Annotated in this window: 12 protein-coding genes and 1 pseudogene; 3 read left to right on the forward strand and 10 right to left on the reverse strand. The window is 61.4% G+C overall.

Translation table 11 applies throughout. The annotated features are described in order from the left end of the window. Positions 1 to 3: 3 nt before the first annotated feature. Both IEY28_RS10110 and IEY28_RS10115 read right to left on the reverse strand, forming a co-directional pair. On the reverse strand, positions 4 to 594 hold the full coding sequence (locus IEY28_RS10110) for a hypothetical protein (protein WP_188996970.1): 591 nt from the start codon (positions 592 to 594) through the stop codon (positions 4 to 6). Continuing rightward, complete coding sequence (locus IEY28_RS10115) at positions 591 to 5,654, reverse strand: NEW3 domain-containing protein (RefSeq protein ID WP_188996972.1); 5,064 nt, start codon at positions 5,652 to 5,654, stop codon at positions 591 to 593. The genes IEY28_RS10110 and IEY28_RS10115 overlap by 4 nt, the downstream gene beginning before the upstream one ends. Before the next feature lie 408 nt (positions 5,655 to 6,062). Between IEY28_RS10115 and IEY28_RS10120 the strand changes: the two genes are divergently transcribed. After that, the gene (locus IEY28_RS10120) at positions 6,063 to 7,493 is read left to right on the forward strand and encodes an APC family permease (RefSeq protein WP_188996975.1); all 1,431 of its coding nucleotides are present in this window, start codon (positions 6,063 to 6,065) and stop codon (positions 7,491 to 7,493) included. 2 nt (positions 7,494 to 7,495) lie between these two features. Further along, the gene (locus IEY28_RS10125; protein ID WP_188996977.1) at positions 7,496 to 8,230 is read left to right on the forward strand and encodes a universal stress protein; all 735 of its coding nucleotides are present in this window, start codon (positions 7,496 to 7,498) and stop codon (positions 8,228 to 8,230) included. On the opposite strand, the pseudogene IEY28_RS10130 reads toward IEY28_RS10125, so the two are convergent. Beyond that, positions 8,225 to 8,389 (reverse strand): annotated as a pseudogene (locus IEY28_RS10130) (IS1595 family transposase); the annotation flags it as partial. The gene IEY28_RS10125 and the pseudogene IEY28_RS10130 overlap by 6 nt on opposite strands. Before the next feature lie 134 nt (positions 8,390 to 8,523). Between IEY28_RS10130 and IEY28_RS10135 the strand changes: the two are divergent. Then, a complete protein-coding gene (locus IEY28_RS10135; RefSeq protein WP_188996979.1) occupies positions 8,524 to 9,522 on the forward strand; it encodes a sensor histidine kinase in 999 nt (332 codons plus the stop codon). A 732-nt stretch (positions 9,523 to 10,254) separates the two neighbouring features. Here IEY28_RS10135 and IEY28_RS10140 read toward each other — a convergent pair. Genes IEY28_RS10140 through IEY28_RS10170 form a run of 7 tightly spaced genes read right to left on the reverse strand, consistent with a single transcriptional unit; the run spans position 10,255 to position 16,359 of the window. Continuing rightward, complete coding sequence (locus tag IEY28_RS10140) at positions 10,255 to 10,893, reverse strand: HAD family hydrolase (protein ID WP_188996982.1); 639 nt, start codon at positions 10,891 to 10,893, stop codon at positions 10,255 to 10,257. A gap of 1 nt (position 10,894) precedes the next feature. Next, positions 10,895 to 11,269, reverse strand: coding sequence for a Rid family detoxifying hydrolase (locus tag IEY28_RS10145; RefSeq protein WP_166973405.1), 375 nt, complete (start codon positions 11,267 to 11,269; stop codon positions 10,895 to 10,897). Between the two features lie 12 nt (positions 11,270 to 11,281). Further along, positions 11,282 to 12,124 carry an SDR family NAD(P)-dependent oxidoreductase gene (locus IEY28_RS10150; protein ID WP_188996984.1) on the reverse strand — a complete coding sequence of 281 codons (843 nt, stop codon included), beginning with the start codon at positions 12,122 to 12,124 and terminating at the stop codon, positions 11,282 to 11,284. 49 nt (positions 12,125 to 12,173) lie between these two features. Continuing rightward, positions 12,174 to 13,343, reverse strand: a complete 1,170-nt coding sequence (locus IEY28_RS10155; RefSeq protein ID WP_188996986.1) for a mandelate racemase/muconate lactonizing enzyme family protein — start codon at positions 13,341 to 13,343, stop codon at positions 12,174 to 12,176. A 44-nt stretch (positions 13,344 to 13,387) separates the two neighbouring features. Then, positions 13,388 to 14,539, reverse strand: a complete 1,152-nt coding sequence (locus IEY28_RS10160; RefSeq protein ID WP_188996988.1) for a hypothetical protein — start codon at positions 14,537 to 14,539, stop codon at positions 13,388 to 13,390. 39 nt (positions 14,540 to 14,578) lie between these two features. Beyond that, a complete protein-coding gene (locus IEY28_RS10165) occupies positions 14,579 to 15,424 on the reverse strand; it encodes a carbohydrate ABC transporter permease (protein ID WP_188996990.1) in 846 nt (281 codons plus the stop codon). Beyond that, entirely contained in the window at positions 15,421 to 16,359 is a 939-nt protein-coding gene (locus tag IEY28_RS10170) for a carbohydrate ABC transporter permease (RefSeq protein WP_188996993.1), read from the reverse strand. The genes IEY28_RS10165 and IEY28_RS10170 overlap by 4 nt, the downstream gene beginning before the upstream one ends. Between the last annotated feature and the right edge of the window lie 4 nt (positions 16,360 to 16,363).

Here is a 16,363-nt window from a genome sequence, read left to right on the forward strand (position 1 = left end):
CTTCTACGGCACGTCCCCAGTGTAGCTAACTTCTCGTAGTTCCGCAATCGTCTGTTCAAAATCGCGTACGGTCTCTCCCTTTTGAATTGCGGAGGAATCGATATAGTCCAGTATGTCCTCGTTAGCCTCCAGAACTGCTTGTGCCAAGTCTTCGGTCTTGACCGCGAATCCGACTGCCGAGCGGATGGGGACTGTGGGTTCTACTGCCGCTCCTATCGGAACGGTCTGAAATCCGATTCGGACTCGCGATGTATTTAGCCACGACAGGACGATATACCCCATCCCGTCATATAATTCGATTCGAGATTCGGTTGATTTCGTCGGATCTACGTCACCACGTGCGAACTCTAAGGCCTTCGCTGAAAAGTTGCGCAAGATCGGAAGCGGATACTCTCCCTTATATTCAAAATCCTGGTTATATTCGCTCTCAAGCGCGTCCTGTGACTCGAATCGGGTCAACTCGTGACCATCTATAGCTACTTTCACACCGCCGTAGATTTGTTGTACAGTTTGTGTGGCTGCAGAATTTGCGTTATCGAATGCGACGTCGATAGACAGCGTTTCGGCGAGGGGGTAGGCGCGTTCGTTACTCATGAGGCGAACTTGGGATAGGCCGTCGTGACCTGATTGTTGGAACTACTGACGATGACCCGAATCCGGCTGAATCCGTATTTTTCCGCTACCGACTTAGGCACATCCCACACAATTGCTTGTGGGTCATCCGGGTCTGGCTTTCCTTTTCGGAGTGCTTTAGTCACGTAGGTCTTCATTTGCGACTCCGTCATATCTGCTTGCTGGTCAAACCTAGTCACGCCGGGGCCAGCATTAGAATTATCTAAATGTTTTGATTGGATCTTCGCCACTCCGTATCCCTTGTTGGCAGTCTCGTCATATTCGCCCTTTGTAAGAGCGTACACGGTTCCAGTTTCCTCGTTTTTTGAAACCCGTCGCAGTTCCATGACGGGGTCATCCATCTTCTTTGTCAGCTTGATCACTTCGTCTGCTTCAACGTTGTTCGACTGACGAACGATATCAGTTAGGTGCGATGCCTCGTCGGCAGTGAATCCAGCTTTCTTGAATTTCGTCTTGGCGACCGCTTTCCGAAGCGTATTGGCCGTATCGGGGTCTTTGACTTTGTCTAGAACCCGTGAAACCCGACTGCCGGCCTTCGAAATGAGTATTTCAGCCCACTCATCGACCTTGTTGGGGACGTTCTGTACTACCGAGATAGACACCTTAGCGACGTCGGAAATATCCTCTGCGGTATCGAGTGAGAAGCTCCCTCCAGCGACAGCAACACCACCTCCCGTAGGGGACGTCATGATGCCAATGACGGTTCCTGCCGATCCAATCGTGCTTGCAGCAGCACCACCACAATCAAGGCCGTTTGTAGCTAACCCGTCGTTTGGGGCGAGGAGGCAGTCGCGTATGTCGGCCGGCGCGTCCGCGACTGGAACCATGCTGAATCCGAGCCATCCGATGTGGTACTCTAGTGTTTGTGCCCCTGAGACACCCATTTGGATACCCACTTCACCGAGAATTGACCCTTTATTCGCGTTGCTGATGAGCTGCCAGTTATCGGATGAGTCGGCACTGTCGACCGTGATTTGGACGTCGTTTTCGCCCGGGGTGACGCTGAGTTCCTGTCGGTATACCGATTCACCGTCACGAGTCACATCAACCGTATAAGACTTCCCAACTGCGAACTGATGATCGTCAAAGCTGAATCGACCGTTCTCTCCAACGAACGCGGATTGGCCGTTGATTGAAACGACCCCATCGGAGAGCGGTTCGCCCTGCTCGTTCACTACCGTCCCAGAGATACTACCGGTTCGAGTAATGTGGACCGTCGTCTCGGTGCGCTCACCGGCAGGCACGTCGATGGTCTTTGTCGTCTCGCTGCCAACAACTCCGGGGAGCCTAACCTCTGTGACGTGTTGTCCGGGTGTAAGCGCGGTAAATCGGGCCTGTCCCGCTGTGTTTGTTTTGACTGTCTCCGAATTTGACAGCAGAGACACCGACGCGTCTTCCACTGACGCCCCGGAGCTATCAACGACGGTGACAGTCAGCACCGTCTCAGTGAACGTGACGGGCTGCCGGTCGACATCGACGGCGTGGCCGCCCGTCGTCGCAAGTTCGAATCGTACGACTCTATCTGTATCTGTCCCGTATAACTGCGCGCTGAACTCGACAGTTGTTTCTGCTCCCGGCGACAGAGTCACCCTCTGTGTTTGGCTACCGTCGATCTCGATACCACTGGGTTCTGCCATCTCCAGGGCAAATGTGGCTTCGCTGGATCCCGTGTTCCGGATCGTGACGGACGGTTCGAAACGCTCCCCGGGTTGGTACGCCTCCGGAACCCCTTCTACGGTGAGTATCGTGCCCTCGGGACGAGCGAGTCTGACTTCTCGTAACTGTTGTTGGTCCCCGGTGACCGATGTTTTGAACCGCTCGTCGACGTATCCGTCACGAGAAACAGTCACCGCATGTGTGCCATCTGAGAGACCGTCGAACCGTACGGTACCGTCAGCGCCGGTTTCCTTGCTCTGGTGTTCACCAACGGAGACTGTCGCGCCTGCGATCGGTTCGTCCTTCGGGCCGCTCACCTGAATCGTGATAGCAGCCTGTGTGCCGACACTGAACGCATCACTCGTTCGCTTGTGCGCGACTCGTGTACGCAGACTGTCGGGGTCGCGCTCTTGCCAGACGGACGTGACTGTCGTATATTCGCCGCTGGCGGCTGTCTCGGGAATAGCCCAAGGCAGTGTGATTACAATTTGCTCGCCCGGACGCAAGGTTACGGACTGACCGACCTGCCCAGTGGTCGTATATTCGTCGCCGTTCGGACCGACGACACTGTGTCCAACAAAAAAGGTACGTTCGGAGTTGCCGGTGTTCTCGACGGTTGCGACTGCCTCGACTGTTTCGCCCGGTTTGAATTCACCAGTCCCAACGTCGACACCAGTGATGCGTGCGCTGACGGTCGCTGTCTCTGTCACCTCGAACGCGTCAGTTCGCTCGGCTGTATCGAGACGCATCCGTGAGGGTCCCCGATCGGGTTCCACCCAGACCGTCGCGACGCCGTCGTAGCTGCCGTTGTCGGCCTCTTCCGGGACGGTCACGGTGAGGTCGACTGTCTGACGTTCGCCGGGGCTCAGTGCCACCGACTGACCGTCACCCGCTGTGGTCTCACCACTCGAACCGCGGGCAGAGATGTTCACCCAGAATGTGTTGGTCCTGTCCCCGGTGTTCTCGATGGTAGCGGCCCCAGTGACGGTGTCGCCGGGCTGGTAGGTCCCGCTGTCGACGGCGAACGACGTGATCGTCGCACTCGACGTTCGTCGTTCGATCTGGAAGGCGTCCGGCCGAGCGGTCCTGTCGTACTTCGTGTCCTTGTTCGCTGACTTGTATACGGCTGTCCCGCCGTCGTACGTCCCTGTTGTGGCCCCATCGGGGACAGTCCAGGTCAACTCGACCGTCCGGCGCTCGTCGGGTGCCAGTTCGAGATAGTCGCCCTCACCCGTTGTCCAGCCGTCCTCTGGTCCCTGTGCGGAGAGGTCGACCCAGAACGAGTGGGTCGTGTCGCCGGTGTTCTCGACGGTAATCGTTCCGGTGACGGTTTCTCCGGGCTGGTGGGTTCCGCCGTCGACGGCGAACGACGTGATCCGCGCCGCTGTCGTTGGCCGGTCGACCCGGAAAGCGTCGAGCCGGGACTGACCGTCGTACTTCGTGTCCTTGTTCGCTGACTTGTATACGGCTGTCCCGCCGTCGTACGTCCCTGTTGTGGCCCCGTCGGGGACAGTCCAGGTCAATTCGACCGTCCGGGACTCGCCGGGCGTGAGGTCGACGTATCCGCCTTCACCCGTTGTCCAGCCGTCCGCTGGTTCCTGTGCGGAGAGGTCGACCCAGAACGAGTGGGTCGTGTCGCCCGTGTTCTCGACGGTAATCGTTCCGGTGACGGTTTCTCCGGGCTGGTGGGTTCCGCCGTCGACGGCGAACGACGTGATCCTCGCCGCTGTCGTCGGCTGATCGACTCGGAAGGCGTCCGACCGAGAGCCGTCGTACTTCGTGTCCTTGTTCGCTGACTCGTATATCGCCGTTCCGGCGTCGTACGTTCCCGATGAGGCGCCGTCGGGGGCAGTCCAGTCCAACGCGATCGTTCTGCGTTCGCCCGGGGACAAGTCGACGTATGTTCCTTCGCCCGTGGACCAACCACTGTCTGGTCCCTGTGCGGAGAAGTCGACCCAGAACGAGTGGGTCGTGTCGCCGGTGTTCTCGACGGTAATCGTTCCGGTGACGGTTTCTCCGGGCTGATAGGTACCATCGTCGACGGCGAACGACGTGATCCGCGCCGCTGTCGTCGGCTGATCGACTCGGAAGGCGTCCGACCGAGAGGCCCCGTCGTATTTCGTCTCCTTCGCGTCAGACTTGTATACGGCTGTCCCACCGTCGTACGTCCCTGCTGTTGCGTCGTCGGGGACAGTCCAGGTCAACGCGACCGTCCGGGACTCGCCGGGTGACAAATCAAGGTATCCTCTTTGGCCAGTGGACCAACCACTGTCTGGTCCCTGTGCGGAGAAGTCGACCCAGAACGAGTGGGTCGTATCGCCGGTGTTCTCGACCGTAATCGTTCCGGTGACGGTTTCTCCGGGCTGGTGGGTCCCGCCGTCGACGGCGAACGACGTGATCCGCGCCGCTGTCGTCGGCTGATCGACTCGGAAGGCGTCCGACCGAGAGGCCCCGTCGTACTTCGTGTCCTTGTTCGCTGACTTGTACACGGCTGTCCCGCCGTCGTACGACCCTGTTGGTGCCTCGTCGGGGACAGTCCAGTCCAACGCGATCGTTCTGCGTTCGCCCGGGGACAAGTCGACGTATCCGCCTTCACCCGTCGACCAGCCGCCCGCTGGCCGCTGTGCGGAGAAGTCGACCCAGAACGAGTGGGTCGTATCGCCGGTGTTCTCGACGGTAACGGTCCCAGTGACGGTGTCTCCGGGCCGGTAGGTCCCGCTGTCGACGGCGAACCCGGTGATCTGCGCCGCTGTCGTCGGCTGGTCGACTCGGAAGGCGTCCGACCGAGAGGCTCCGTCGTACTTCGTGTCCTTGTTCGCTGACTTGTACACGGCTGTCCCGCCGTCGTACGACCCTGTTGCTGCCCCGTCGGGGACAGTCCAGGTCAACTCGACCGTCCGGGACTCGCCGGGCGACAAATCAAGGTATCGGCCCGCACCGGTCGACCAGCCGCCCGCTGGCCGCTCCGCGGAGAAGTCGACCCAGAACGAGTGGGTCGTATCGCCGGTGTTCTCGACGGTAACGGTCCCAGTGACGGTGTCTCCGGGCTGATATGTTCCGCCGTCGACGGCGAACCCGGTGATCGTCGATTCGGTAGTTGGGTGCGTGACTTCGAACGCGTCCCGTTCCTCGTCACCGCCGAGCCGGTTGGTCTTGCTCTCCGATTCGTAGATCGCCGCCCCAGCGTTATAGACGCCTGGCTGTGCGCTTTCGGGGACTGTCCACGAGAGTTCGATCACACGGCGCTCACCGGGCGCCAACTCGATGTGCCGGCCCGTACCGAGCGACCAGACCCCGTCGGGGTTCTCTGCCGAGAAATCGACCCAGAACGTGTGCCGCTCATCCCCGGTGTTCTCGACGACCATGGTTCCAGAGACCGTATCGCCCGGATAGACGGTCCCGCTGTCGGCGTGGAGGTCGCTCAGCGTCGCCGAAACCCCGACGCCGCTTGCGGCGGCCGGCTGTGCGACTGACGCAACCGGCGCGAGTGCTAGTACCAGTGCTACCGTGACGACTGCGTAGTTCCCCACTCCACCCATTTGCTGAACTGATACATCGTAGAAGATACCTGATAAATAACCTTTTGATACTCGTGATGAATCTGCTACGCAGTAGATGATGACGCCGTACCAATCGCTACGCGTTTGAACCTCACGGCGATGAACTCGTCGTCGCCGGGGCCGGCGAGAACAGCAGCCGGTTCCAGGCAGGAGTCGTCTGCTCCGACCTCACTCACCGCCGATTTTATCTGGCTATTGAAATAATCACTCCGCATGACCGAACAGCCTGTCGACGTCGACCCGGGCGGGCAGAACGTCGCTGGTGAGGCGCCTGCAGCGGAGCCAGAGGCCGTCACCGCCGATACGACCGTCCACGACGACGACGTCGAACTGGAGCGAACCATCGGGCTGGTCGGTGGGCTGGCGATCGGAATCGGGACCATGATCGGAGCGGGCATCTTCGTCTTTCCGGGGTTGGCAGCGAACAATGCGGGGCTTGCTGCCACCGTCTCGTTCGCGATCGGCGGGGTCATCGCGTTGCTCGTGGCGCTGCCGACCTCTGAACTCGCCACGGCGATGCCCCGTAGCGGTGGCGGCTACTACTTCATCTCGCGAGGGATGGGGACGGCCTACGGTGCGATCGTGGGCCTCGGCCTGTGGCTGGGACTGATGTTCGCCTCCGCGTTTTACCTCGTCGGGCTCGGCCACTATGCGAGCGCCGTGTTCGCCGAACTCGGCGTCGGGCTCTCGTTTAGTCCCGTCACCGGGATCGGGTTACTGTTCGGAGTCGTCCTGACCGCGTTGAGTATTGGCGGCACAGAGAACACGGCCACTCTCCAGAACGTGGTCGTCGGAATCCTCCTCGTGGTGCTCACGGGATTTCTCTCGTACGGCGTCCTCGACGCCGTGGGCGTCTTCGGTCGTGGAAGCGTCCCGGGGGCGTTCTTCTCCAGAGGACATTTCCCGGTGCTGACAACAGCTGCGCTGGTGTTTACATCGTATCTGGGATTTGCTCAGGTCGCGACCGTTGCGGGCGAGATCAAACAACCGGGACGGAATCTTCCGCTTGCGATGGTCGGGTCGGTTCTCGTCGTTACGGTCTTCTACGTCGTGACGATCTTCGTCGCGACCAGCGCGTTCGGTGCGAACCGGCTGGGGCAGTTCGGGGAGACGGCGATGGTCGAGGTGGCCCGTGACTTCCTCGGGCTGCCGGGCGCGGTCGCGATCCTTGGCGCCGGATTGCTGGCGACGTTCTCGAGTGCGAACGCATCGATTCTCAGCGCCTCGCGAGCAGTGTACGCGCTGAGCCGTGACGCCCTGCTTCCCAGGAAGGCGAGCGAGGTAAACCTCCGATACGGCACGCCACACGTCGCGTTGCTCGCCGCCGGTGGCCCGATCCTCGTTCTCGTCGCGACCGGTCAGGTCGAACTGCTCGCGGAGGTCGCTTCGTTCCTCCACCTGATCATGTACGGGCTGATGTGTGTCGCCCTGATCGTGTTGCGGCGGCGAAACCCGGAGTGGTACTCGCCCAGCTACCGGGTACCGGGCTATCCGGTGGTCCCGGCCGTAGGTGCGCTCGCGAGCTTCGGACTGATCGCCTTCATGCAACCTGCCTCGATCGGTATCGGCGTCGGGGTGATGCTCGTCTCGTACCTCTGGTACCGTTATTACGCTGGGGACGTCACACTCAAAGGGGACATCTGACAATGACGGACCGTCCACCGATACTCGTCCCGATTCGCGTACTCGAAGGGGAGTCGGTCCCCGAGGGTGTTCCGACCCTCCTCGCGAACGCTCACGTCGTCCTCCTGGGCTATCACGTCATTCCGGAACAGACTGCACCGGGGCAGGCACAGATGCAGTTCGAGGAGCGCGCCAAGGACCGGCTCGACGAGTACGAGGCGATATTCGAGGAGGCGGGAGCGACCGTCGAGCGGCGGCTCGTCTTCACTCACGACGGTCAGAAGACGATCGACCGAACGATAACCGAGCACGACTGTCTGGCCGTGCTCGTCCCGAACGCCACGGGAGCGGTCGAAGACGTGTTCGTTGCCGTCCGTGGGACCGTAGGAGTCGATCGTCTTGCGCGCGTCGTTGCCGGTGTGTTCGGTGCGATGGACGCATCGATCACGCTGTATCACGTCGCCGAGAACGAGGAAACAGACGAGGACATCGGGACCCTTCTCGATGGACTGGTAGAACGACTGGGAGACCGCGGTATCGACACGTCGACGATCGAGACACGAGTCGAGCGGGATCGAGACCCCCTCGATGCGATCGTCGACGCATCTGCAGCGTTCGACGTCGTCGTCATGGGTGAGACGGACCCGTCCCTGGCGACGTTCGTGTTCGGTATGCCAGCGACGCAGGTCGCCAACCGGTTCCTCGGTCCCGTTCTCGTCGTCCAGCGCGAACCCGCCCCGAATCAGAGGGAAGAGTGAGAAAGTAAATCGGCGGAACGCGTAGGTCGAGAGCGACCACCGACGGAGCGGACCCTTCGAGTGGGTACCAGTCTCGTCGTTGAACGTGCGGTCGCGATTCGCAGACAGATACCGTTGCAACTCCCTGTAGCTGCCGGTTCTGACCGAGCGGTCTTCCTGAAGCGGGAACTCGCCGACAGAGGTATCGGCGGTTTCCCGCTTCATCCGCCGATTCTGGCGGGCGAAGCCGACGCCATCTAGCGGTTCACCGAATCCGCCCCAAACATAAGTGTCTGTTATTCCACAGCACATGCATGGCAGCCGTTGATTACAAGGATATCTTCCATAAGGCCAAGGTCGGTATCGCTCTCAACGACCCGGAACGGGGGGTGATCGGGAAAGTCAATGAACGGTACGCCGAACTCATGGGCTACAGCCCAGCCGAACTCGAGGAGATGGAGATCAAGAAGATCAGCGCTGATGGCCCCAAGTTCGACCAGGAGGCGGCGATGGAAAAGATTCGGCTGGCGCTCGACGGCGAGTCCCAGCAGTTCGATTGGTTGTTCGAGCGGGCGGACGGCAGCCAGTTCTGGGGCGAGGTCGTACTCGAACGAACCATGATTGGTGAGGAAGACTGCCTCCTGGCATTCGTCCGTGACATTACTGAGCGCAAGCAGTACGAGCAGGCACTCGAACAACGAAACCAACGCCTGAACGAGTTTGCTGGTGTCGTCTCTCACGATTTACGGAACCCGTTGAACGCCGCCTCGGGGCGGCTCGAGTTGGCCCGCGAGGAGTGCGATAGCGCGCATCTCGACGCGGTGGCACAGGCCCACAAGCGAATGGGTGACATCATAGAAGATGTACTCTCCCTCGCTCAGGCTGGTAAATCAGTCGTCGAGCCCGAACCTGTCGATTTGGCTATCTGCGTTCAGGAGTGTTGGCGGTCCACCGATACGGACGACGCATCGCTCAACATAGCAGACGGGACCACCGTTCAAGCGGACAAGACTCGTCTCCAACAGCTATTATGGAACCTTATTCGGAACGCGATCGACCACGGCGGCAAAGAGGTGACGATCACGGTCGGCAGCCTCGACAACGGGTTTTACGTCGAGGACGACGGCCCGGGCATTCCGGACGCTGCGCGGCAGCGAGTATTTCAGTCCGGCTACACGACCTCCTCCGACGGTACCGGGTTCGGACTCCGAATCGTCAAACAAATCGCCGACGCCCACGGGTGGGAACTCGGAATTACGACAGGCAATGACGGTGGTGCCCGGTTCGAAGTGACGGGCGTCCAGTGTAGCTGAGGTCTACAGTGTCTGTACGCACCGCAGTGCCCGCGGGCAACTGACGACGCCCACTGTTTCTCGGCGTCGACGGTGAAAGTGGCGCTCACGACTGGGACGGGTACGAACAGGCGTTGGGCGTCGTCGAGGACGAAGCTGATGGGCAGGTCGAACTCGTCGACAGCCGTTGTGGGACGGTTGGACGGATACGTCTGCTGTCGCGTGTGCTATCTCGGCTGCACCGGGACAGACGGGCACGTCTATGCAGCGTCACGCCAAAACTCGAAGTTGCCGGTATGGCGATGTACCTACCCACACCGGCTGCGTTCCACCCCCACGCGCCATCCAGCCCTTCTCCACCCCTACTACCTCTTTGTGAGGCTTCGTCCTCACGGAGCATCGCAGTCCGCTAAGCGGACAAGAAGCGCAGTAGGACGGGGATACAGCCGACGCTTCTTGCCAGTTGCTGCGTACTGAAGGGGTTGCCGTCAGTCGATGCTTGCGTTATCGCGTCTATCCAAACCGAAGGGTTCGGCAGTCTGCCCGCTGCGACGGTTTCAGACGGATCCTCGTGGGGGTGAAGTGCTCATAGACTCATCACCAGAGAACTGTGGTTGCCAGTGACTGCTCCGAACTGATCGACAATCCGCTACTCAAGAACGGCAGGTGTGTATAAACTTCCGGATGAAACACCATACTGGAGCATTTATATCCCAAAATTCGAATTTTTCGCCGTAGGTATTCAACTCTCCGTCAATCTACCGGCATAATCGACGTAACGTCTTTCAGATCGGTCGATTCTACGACCGTATCGGCGGCGTCGACAGCCGTGTCGGGAACACGGTCGTCCGGATCGAACAGGACTGCGGTATCTGCCTCGACGAACGCCTCCGTATCGGTGTGTGAATCCCCGACGTACGTGATGTCGATGTGGCTCCGTGTATCGCGTATCCGTCGCAGTATCGCACCCTTCTGGTCGGGGCCAACGCCGACGTCGATGCCCGAGAGCTTCCCGGCCTCGAACTGGAGCCAGTTTCCGCGTACGAAGTCGGGGTCGTACTGTTCGAACTGTGTAGCGAGGTTCGCGATGCCGGCGCTGAGTATCCCGAATGCGACGTTCTCGCGGTGCAGTCGAGCGAGAAGTTCCGGTGCCCCCGCTTTGGGCTTGACTGCACGAGTCGCTCGGTCGATATCCGACTCGGTGATCCCGCTCGTACGCCACTCCTCCACGGTCGCTCGACACCACTCCTCGAACGAGAGCTGATCCGCCTCGAGTCGGTCCATCAGCGCGTCGCCCGCCGGTGTCGTACCGTAGAGCGTATGCAAGAGGTCGAAGCCCCCTCGTTGTCGGGTGAGTGTCCCGTCGAGGTCGAAGACAACCAGTCGCTCCATGCTACCGCTCTGCGACGACCTCTATCTCGACGTCGATATCGACGGGGAGTTTGACGACTTCGACGGCGCTCCGAGCGGGATACGGCGCCGACATGAGTTCGCCGTAGACCTCGTTGACTTCGTCGTAGTACCGCATGTCCTTCACGAACACGGTCGCTTTCACGACGTCGTCGAGCGAGACGCCGCCGGCCTGCAGGATGGCCTCGACGTTCTCGAGCGTCCGTCGAGTCTGCTCACCGGGTGTTCCCGGAATCACCTCGCCCGTGTCGGGGTCGACCGGGCCCTGTCCGGAGACGTAGATACGGTCTCCGGTCGCGATGCCTTGTGAGTACGGTCCGATGCTGTCTGGTGCGTCGTCGGTGGTTAGTTCTTCCATGGGTCGCGTGACTCAGTTGGTCGTCGGTGGTTCGTCCGCGTCGTACACGTCGTTGATGAACGGCGTCGGCAAGCTAGTCGTCAGTCCGCCGTCGAGGACGAGATTCTCGCCGGTGACGAAACTCGACAGTTCGGAGGCGAGGAACAGGGTCGTGTCGGCGACTTCTCTCGGCGTGCCGAACCGACCGAGCGGATACTGATCGAGCCAGCGCTCTCGAGCGCTCGTCTCACCGGTCCGTTCCTCCGTGTTCTCCATCTCGGCGCGCCTGTTTGCCGTCTCGATGGTGGCCGCAGAGACGACGTTCGAGCGGATACCGTGTTGGCCGTAGTGGGCGGCGATGTTCCGCGACAGCGCCAACAGCCCACTTTTGGCTTCCGAGTATCCGGAGAGGCCGATACCGAACAGGCCGTTGACCGATCCCATGTGAATCATGGACCCGCCGCCAGCGGCGACCATCGCCGGCAGCACCTCCTTGCTCAGGAGGAACTGGCTCTTCAGGTTCAGATCGACCATCCACTCGAAGGTCGCCTCGTCACAGCGGTGTAACAGGTTCGCAGACTCGTCTGCCCCGCCGGCGTTGTTCACGAGTACGCGGACGGTGCCGAACTCTTCGACCGTCGTATCGACGAGGTCCCGTACGGCGTCTTTGTCTGTGACGTCGCATTCGACCGGGACGACGCGGCCGTCGTGTTCGGCGGTCAGTTCCGTCGCAACCGCGTCGACGTCCTCGTAGGTGCGCGAACAGACGACGACGTCGCCGCCCGCCTCGGCGAACCGGGCTGCGATTTCGCGTCCGATTCCCCGAGACGCACCGGTCACGATGGCCGGGCGGTCGGCTAACGATAGCTCTACCATAGCGATGACACCCACGAAGGCTGCCCTATTGAAACTTGTTCTCGTCCGCTCATGAGATTCGATACTCTTCGACCGCGTCCATGTCGACGTCGATGCCGAGTCCGGGGCCCTCCGGGGCCGGGAGGCGACCGTCGGTCACCTCGAAGGGGTTCTCGATGACGTCCGCCTCCCAGCCGTAGTACGTCGAATCCGGCGGCAGGGCAAAGCCCGGGATACCGGTGAACGCGTGGAGGATGGCCGCTGTCCGAATCCCCAGATCGAACGCACAGTGGTGCGTGAAGGGGACGCCGGCGTCTTCGAGGACGGCGGCTTGCTGGCGGAGGCCGCTGATACCGCCGGCCGGGGTCAGGTCGATGACGCCCACGTCCATCGCACCGGCTTCGACGAGCGACTGGATGTTGTGTGAGATGTAGGTATCCTCGTTCGGGGCGATTGGCTGTCTGAGCCGCTGTCGCAGGCGGGCTAACGACGTGTGCGAATCGACTCGAATCGGCTGTTCCATGTACTGGAGGTAGACGTTCTCGTCTTCGAGCATCGCGCCGACGCGAACCGCCTGGTCGAGCGTCCAGCCCTGATTCGGGTCGAGGCGGAACTCCAGTTGCCCGTCGACTTCGTCGTGCATCGCGACGATGCGCTCGACGTCCTGTCGCCAGTCCCGCCCGGCCTTCGTCTTGAGGACGCTGAAACCCGCTTCGAGGGCTTCCCGAGCCTTGACGCGTGACTCTTCGGGCGAGAGGATGCCGAGACAGAACGCGATCGGGACGTCGCTGGGTGCGGTACTGTCGCCGTCGACGCTCTGTCGGTGTTGCTGGGACCCCTGTGTCGGTGCCGTCCACCCGCCGAGGAGTTCGTAGACGGGGCGGTCGAGGGTTTTGCCGACGATGTCCCAGCAGGCCGTTTCGACGGCCGCGAAGAACATGTCGACGTTCGTGTACTCGACGAACACCTGTCGCCGGAGTCGTTCGATCTCGAAGGGCGACTGGCCCCGAATCATCGGGCCGACACCGTCTTCGATGATGGACTCGGTAGCCGCCGGTGAGAGGAAGACACGCATCTCTCCCCAGCCACTGATGCCTTCGTCCGTGTCTACGCGCACGAGGACTCGCTCCATCGATTCTAGCCGCCCGTGATTGGTCACGTACGGACCGATTCCGAGGTGATCGTCTAGGTCGGCCAGCGGTACGTCTACAGTCACCGCTGACACGCCGGTTATCTCCATGCAAGCCCGTCGTTCGGGAACTATAATCAAAGTACCGTTTCGGGCTACGTGTTCACCGCGTCGATGGCGGCTCCGACCCATTGCAACGACTGCTCCGGTAAGAGTCCGTAGTTGTAGAACGAGAGGCGTGGGACCCCTCTCGACTCGAGAGTCCGTACGATATCGACGACGGTTGCCTCGTCGTGAATCGCCGGGTGGCCCGGCAGGAGGCCGACGTGGAGCGGGATGTCGTCGACGAGACTCTCGACGGTGCGATAGGCTTCCAGCACCGCCTCGGTCGTCGATTCGTAGGCCGGGAGACAGTAGTAATCGACGTGCGTCGAGAGTGCCGCAAGGTCGGCACCGACCATCCACTCACGACCGGGTTCGGGTGCGCCGACGTAATAGCCGAGCGGCGTCGATCCGGCGGCGTCTGCCAACTCGGCGTACAGTGACGTCAGCGTCTGCTCGCGGACGTCGACGTACGCGGCAACGGCGCTGTGCTCCGTGAGCCACGCCTCCGGTGAGCGGTCGTATGCCACGTCGCCGGCGACGATAGCGTCGAGTGTTTCGGCGACAGTCGTGCGGGCCCGGCCGACGTCGACGCCGGCGTCCGTCGCGTTCTCGCGGCAGTGCGGACAGAAACACAGCCCGAGAAAGAACTCGCCGAGCGGCCCCAGCCGAGCGTGAATCTTCTGGTGGTGCCAGCCGAAGCCGGTCCCGTAGAAGTAATCGAAGGTCTCTAGCTCGATGCGGTCGAGTCCGTCGCGCGACGCGAGGTCCGAGACGAGTGCCGTGAGGTACCGCTGGACCTCGGGGTTCGAGGGGCACAGACCGAAGACGAGGTCGTCCCCGTGTGCCGATTCGAGCGTACATCCGGGGTTGTCCATTCCGAGGCGGGAGTTGTGACAGCCGACGGTCCAGGAGGTCACTGTCAGGTCGGTCAGGCCGTCGGCGACGTCGGCGACCCAGTCGCCGTCCATCCCCTCGTAGGGCATTGGTTCGAGCTGTCCGTAGTCCGGACCGGTCTCGAAGTACGAACTCGCACGGGCGAACAGCGTTCGCCGCTCGGGATTGTGCGGTGTGAACGCCTGCACCGTGTGGTAGTTCGTCGCGAGGTTCACCTCGTCGATGCCGATGCCCCGAAGCCGCGCTTCGACCTCGGCCGGGCCTTCGTCCAGGATATCCCATGGGTACGCCCACGTCGCGAATTCCATACCCAAGCGACCACCGGGGCGATAATAAAAGTAGAGGCGCTACTCTTTGACCGCGCCGGCGGTCATCCCGGCGACGATGTACTCTTCGAGGAAGGCAAACAGGATCAACAGCGGGATGATGCCGATGACCGACACCGTGAGCATCATCCGCCAGTCGGTCTGTAGCGCGCCGACCATCGAGAAGACACCGCGTGGGATGTTGTACTTCGCGCTGTCGGTGAGGAAGGTGAGAACGAACAGCAGTCGGTTCCACGCGTAGAGGAACGTGTAAGTGATGCTGGCCACCAGTGCCGGCTTGGTCAGCGGCAACACGATCTTCGTGAGGATCTGCAACTGGCTGGCGCCGTCGATACGCGCCGACTCCTCGAGCGCGACGGGTATCGTCTTGAAGTAGCCATACAGCATCCAGACGTTGAACGGCAGGGTGAACGCCGCCGCCGGGATGATGACGGCCAGATAGGTGTTGAACAGGCCGAACTGGGTGATGACGTCGAACAGGCCGACGATCAGCACGACCGGTGCGAACATCTGGACGACCAGCACGGAGAGGAGGAAGGTCCGCTTGCCGACGAAGTCGTTCCGGGCACAGGAGTACGCGGCCGGAATCGCCAGCAGGAGCGTGAGGACGACCGTCCCCAGCGAGATGATGAAACTGTTCCCGATCCACAGGAGCACGTCGGTCTGTGACCAGACCTCGACGTACGCCTGAAAGCTGGGGTCGGAGGGGAACAGCGTCGCCGGCGCGGAGAATATCTCCGATTCGGGCTTGAACGTGCTCGAGAACATGGTGTAGAACGGGAGCATCATGAGCCCGAGCAGCGCTAGCAGCACGCCGTAGAGGCGGACTTTGCGGAGGCCGCTCCGGTCGTGGCCCGCCATGGTCATAGCTCGTCACCTCCGCGCGTGTAGATGCGCAGGTAGATGATAGCGAAGACGAGCAGGAACAGGAACCCGATGACGCTGTAGGCGGCCCCGCGTCCGAGATTTCCGTTCTGGAGGCCGACTTGGTAGATGTGGATGACGAGCGTCGCCGTCGAACTGATGGGACCGCCACCGGTCATCGTCCAGATGACGTCGAAGCTGACGAACGTCCAGATGGTCGACAGCAGCGTGGCGATGAGTATGACGCTCTTCAGTTGCGGGAGCGTGATGTAGCGGAACTGGTGCCACTTTTCTGCGCCGTCGATGGCGGCTGCCTCGTACAGCTCCTGCGGAATCGACTGGAGCCCCGCGAGGAAGATGATCGCCATGAACGGCGTCCCGATCCAGATGTCGGCGACGACCACGCCGAGCCACGCTATCGATGGGTTCCCGAGGATACCGATGCCCTGCTCGATGACCCCGAGTTTCAGCAGGATGGCGTTGAGGTAGCCGAACTGCGGGTGCTCTATCCAGCGGAACACGACCGCCGAGATGGCGTAGGGGATGCCCCACGGGATGAGGAACGCGGTACGGAAGAACTTCCGACCGCGGATGTCCCCCTTGAGGTGGACGGCGATGAGCAGGCCCAGAACCGTCTTGCCGGCGACGCCGGCCAGAACCCAGCGCCCCGTCTGCCAGAGCAATCGGTAGAAGATGTCGCTGTCGAATATCTCGACGTAGTGCTGGAGTCCGACGAACGTTTCGATAGTGGAGTCGGCCGGCGACCGGTACAGCGAAAGCCGAAACGTCTCGATAATCGGGTACCCGACGACCGCCAACAGGAACAGGGCTGCGGGTGCGATGAGGAGATACGCGCGGCTGTTTCGCTGGACGTACGCCAACCCTCGTTCGAGACGTGAGTCCTCGGACGCCTCGGTATATTCCTCTGCCAGACTCATTCCT

Origin of the sequence: Haloarcula pellucida, assembly GCF_014647235.1 — an archaeon.
Classification (GTDB): Archaea; Halobacteriota; Halobacteria; order Halobacteriales; family Haloarculaceae; genus Haloarcula; species Haloarcula pellucida.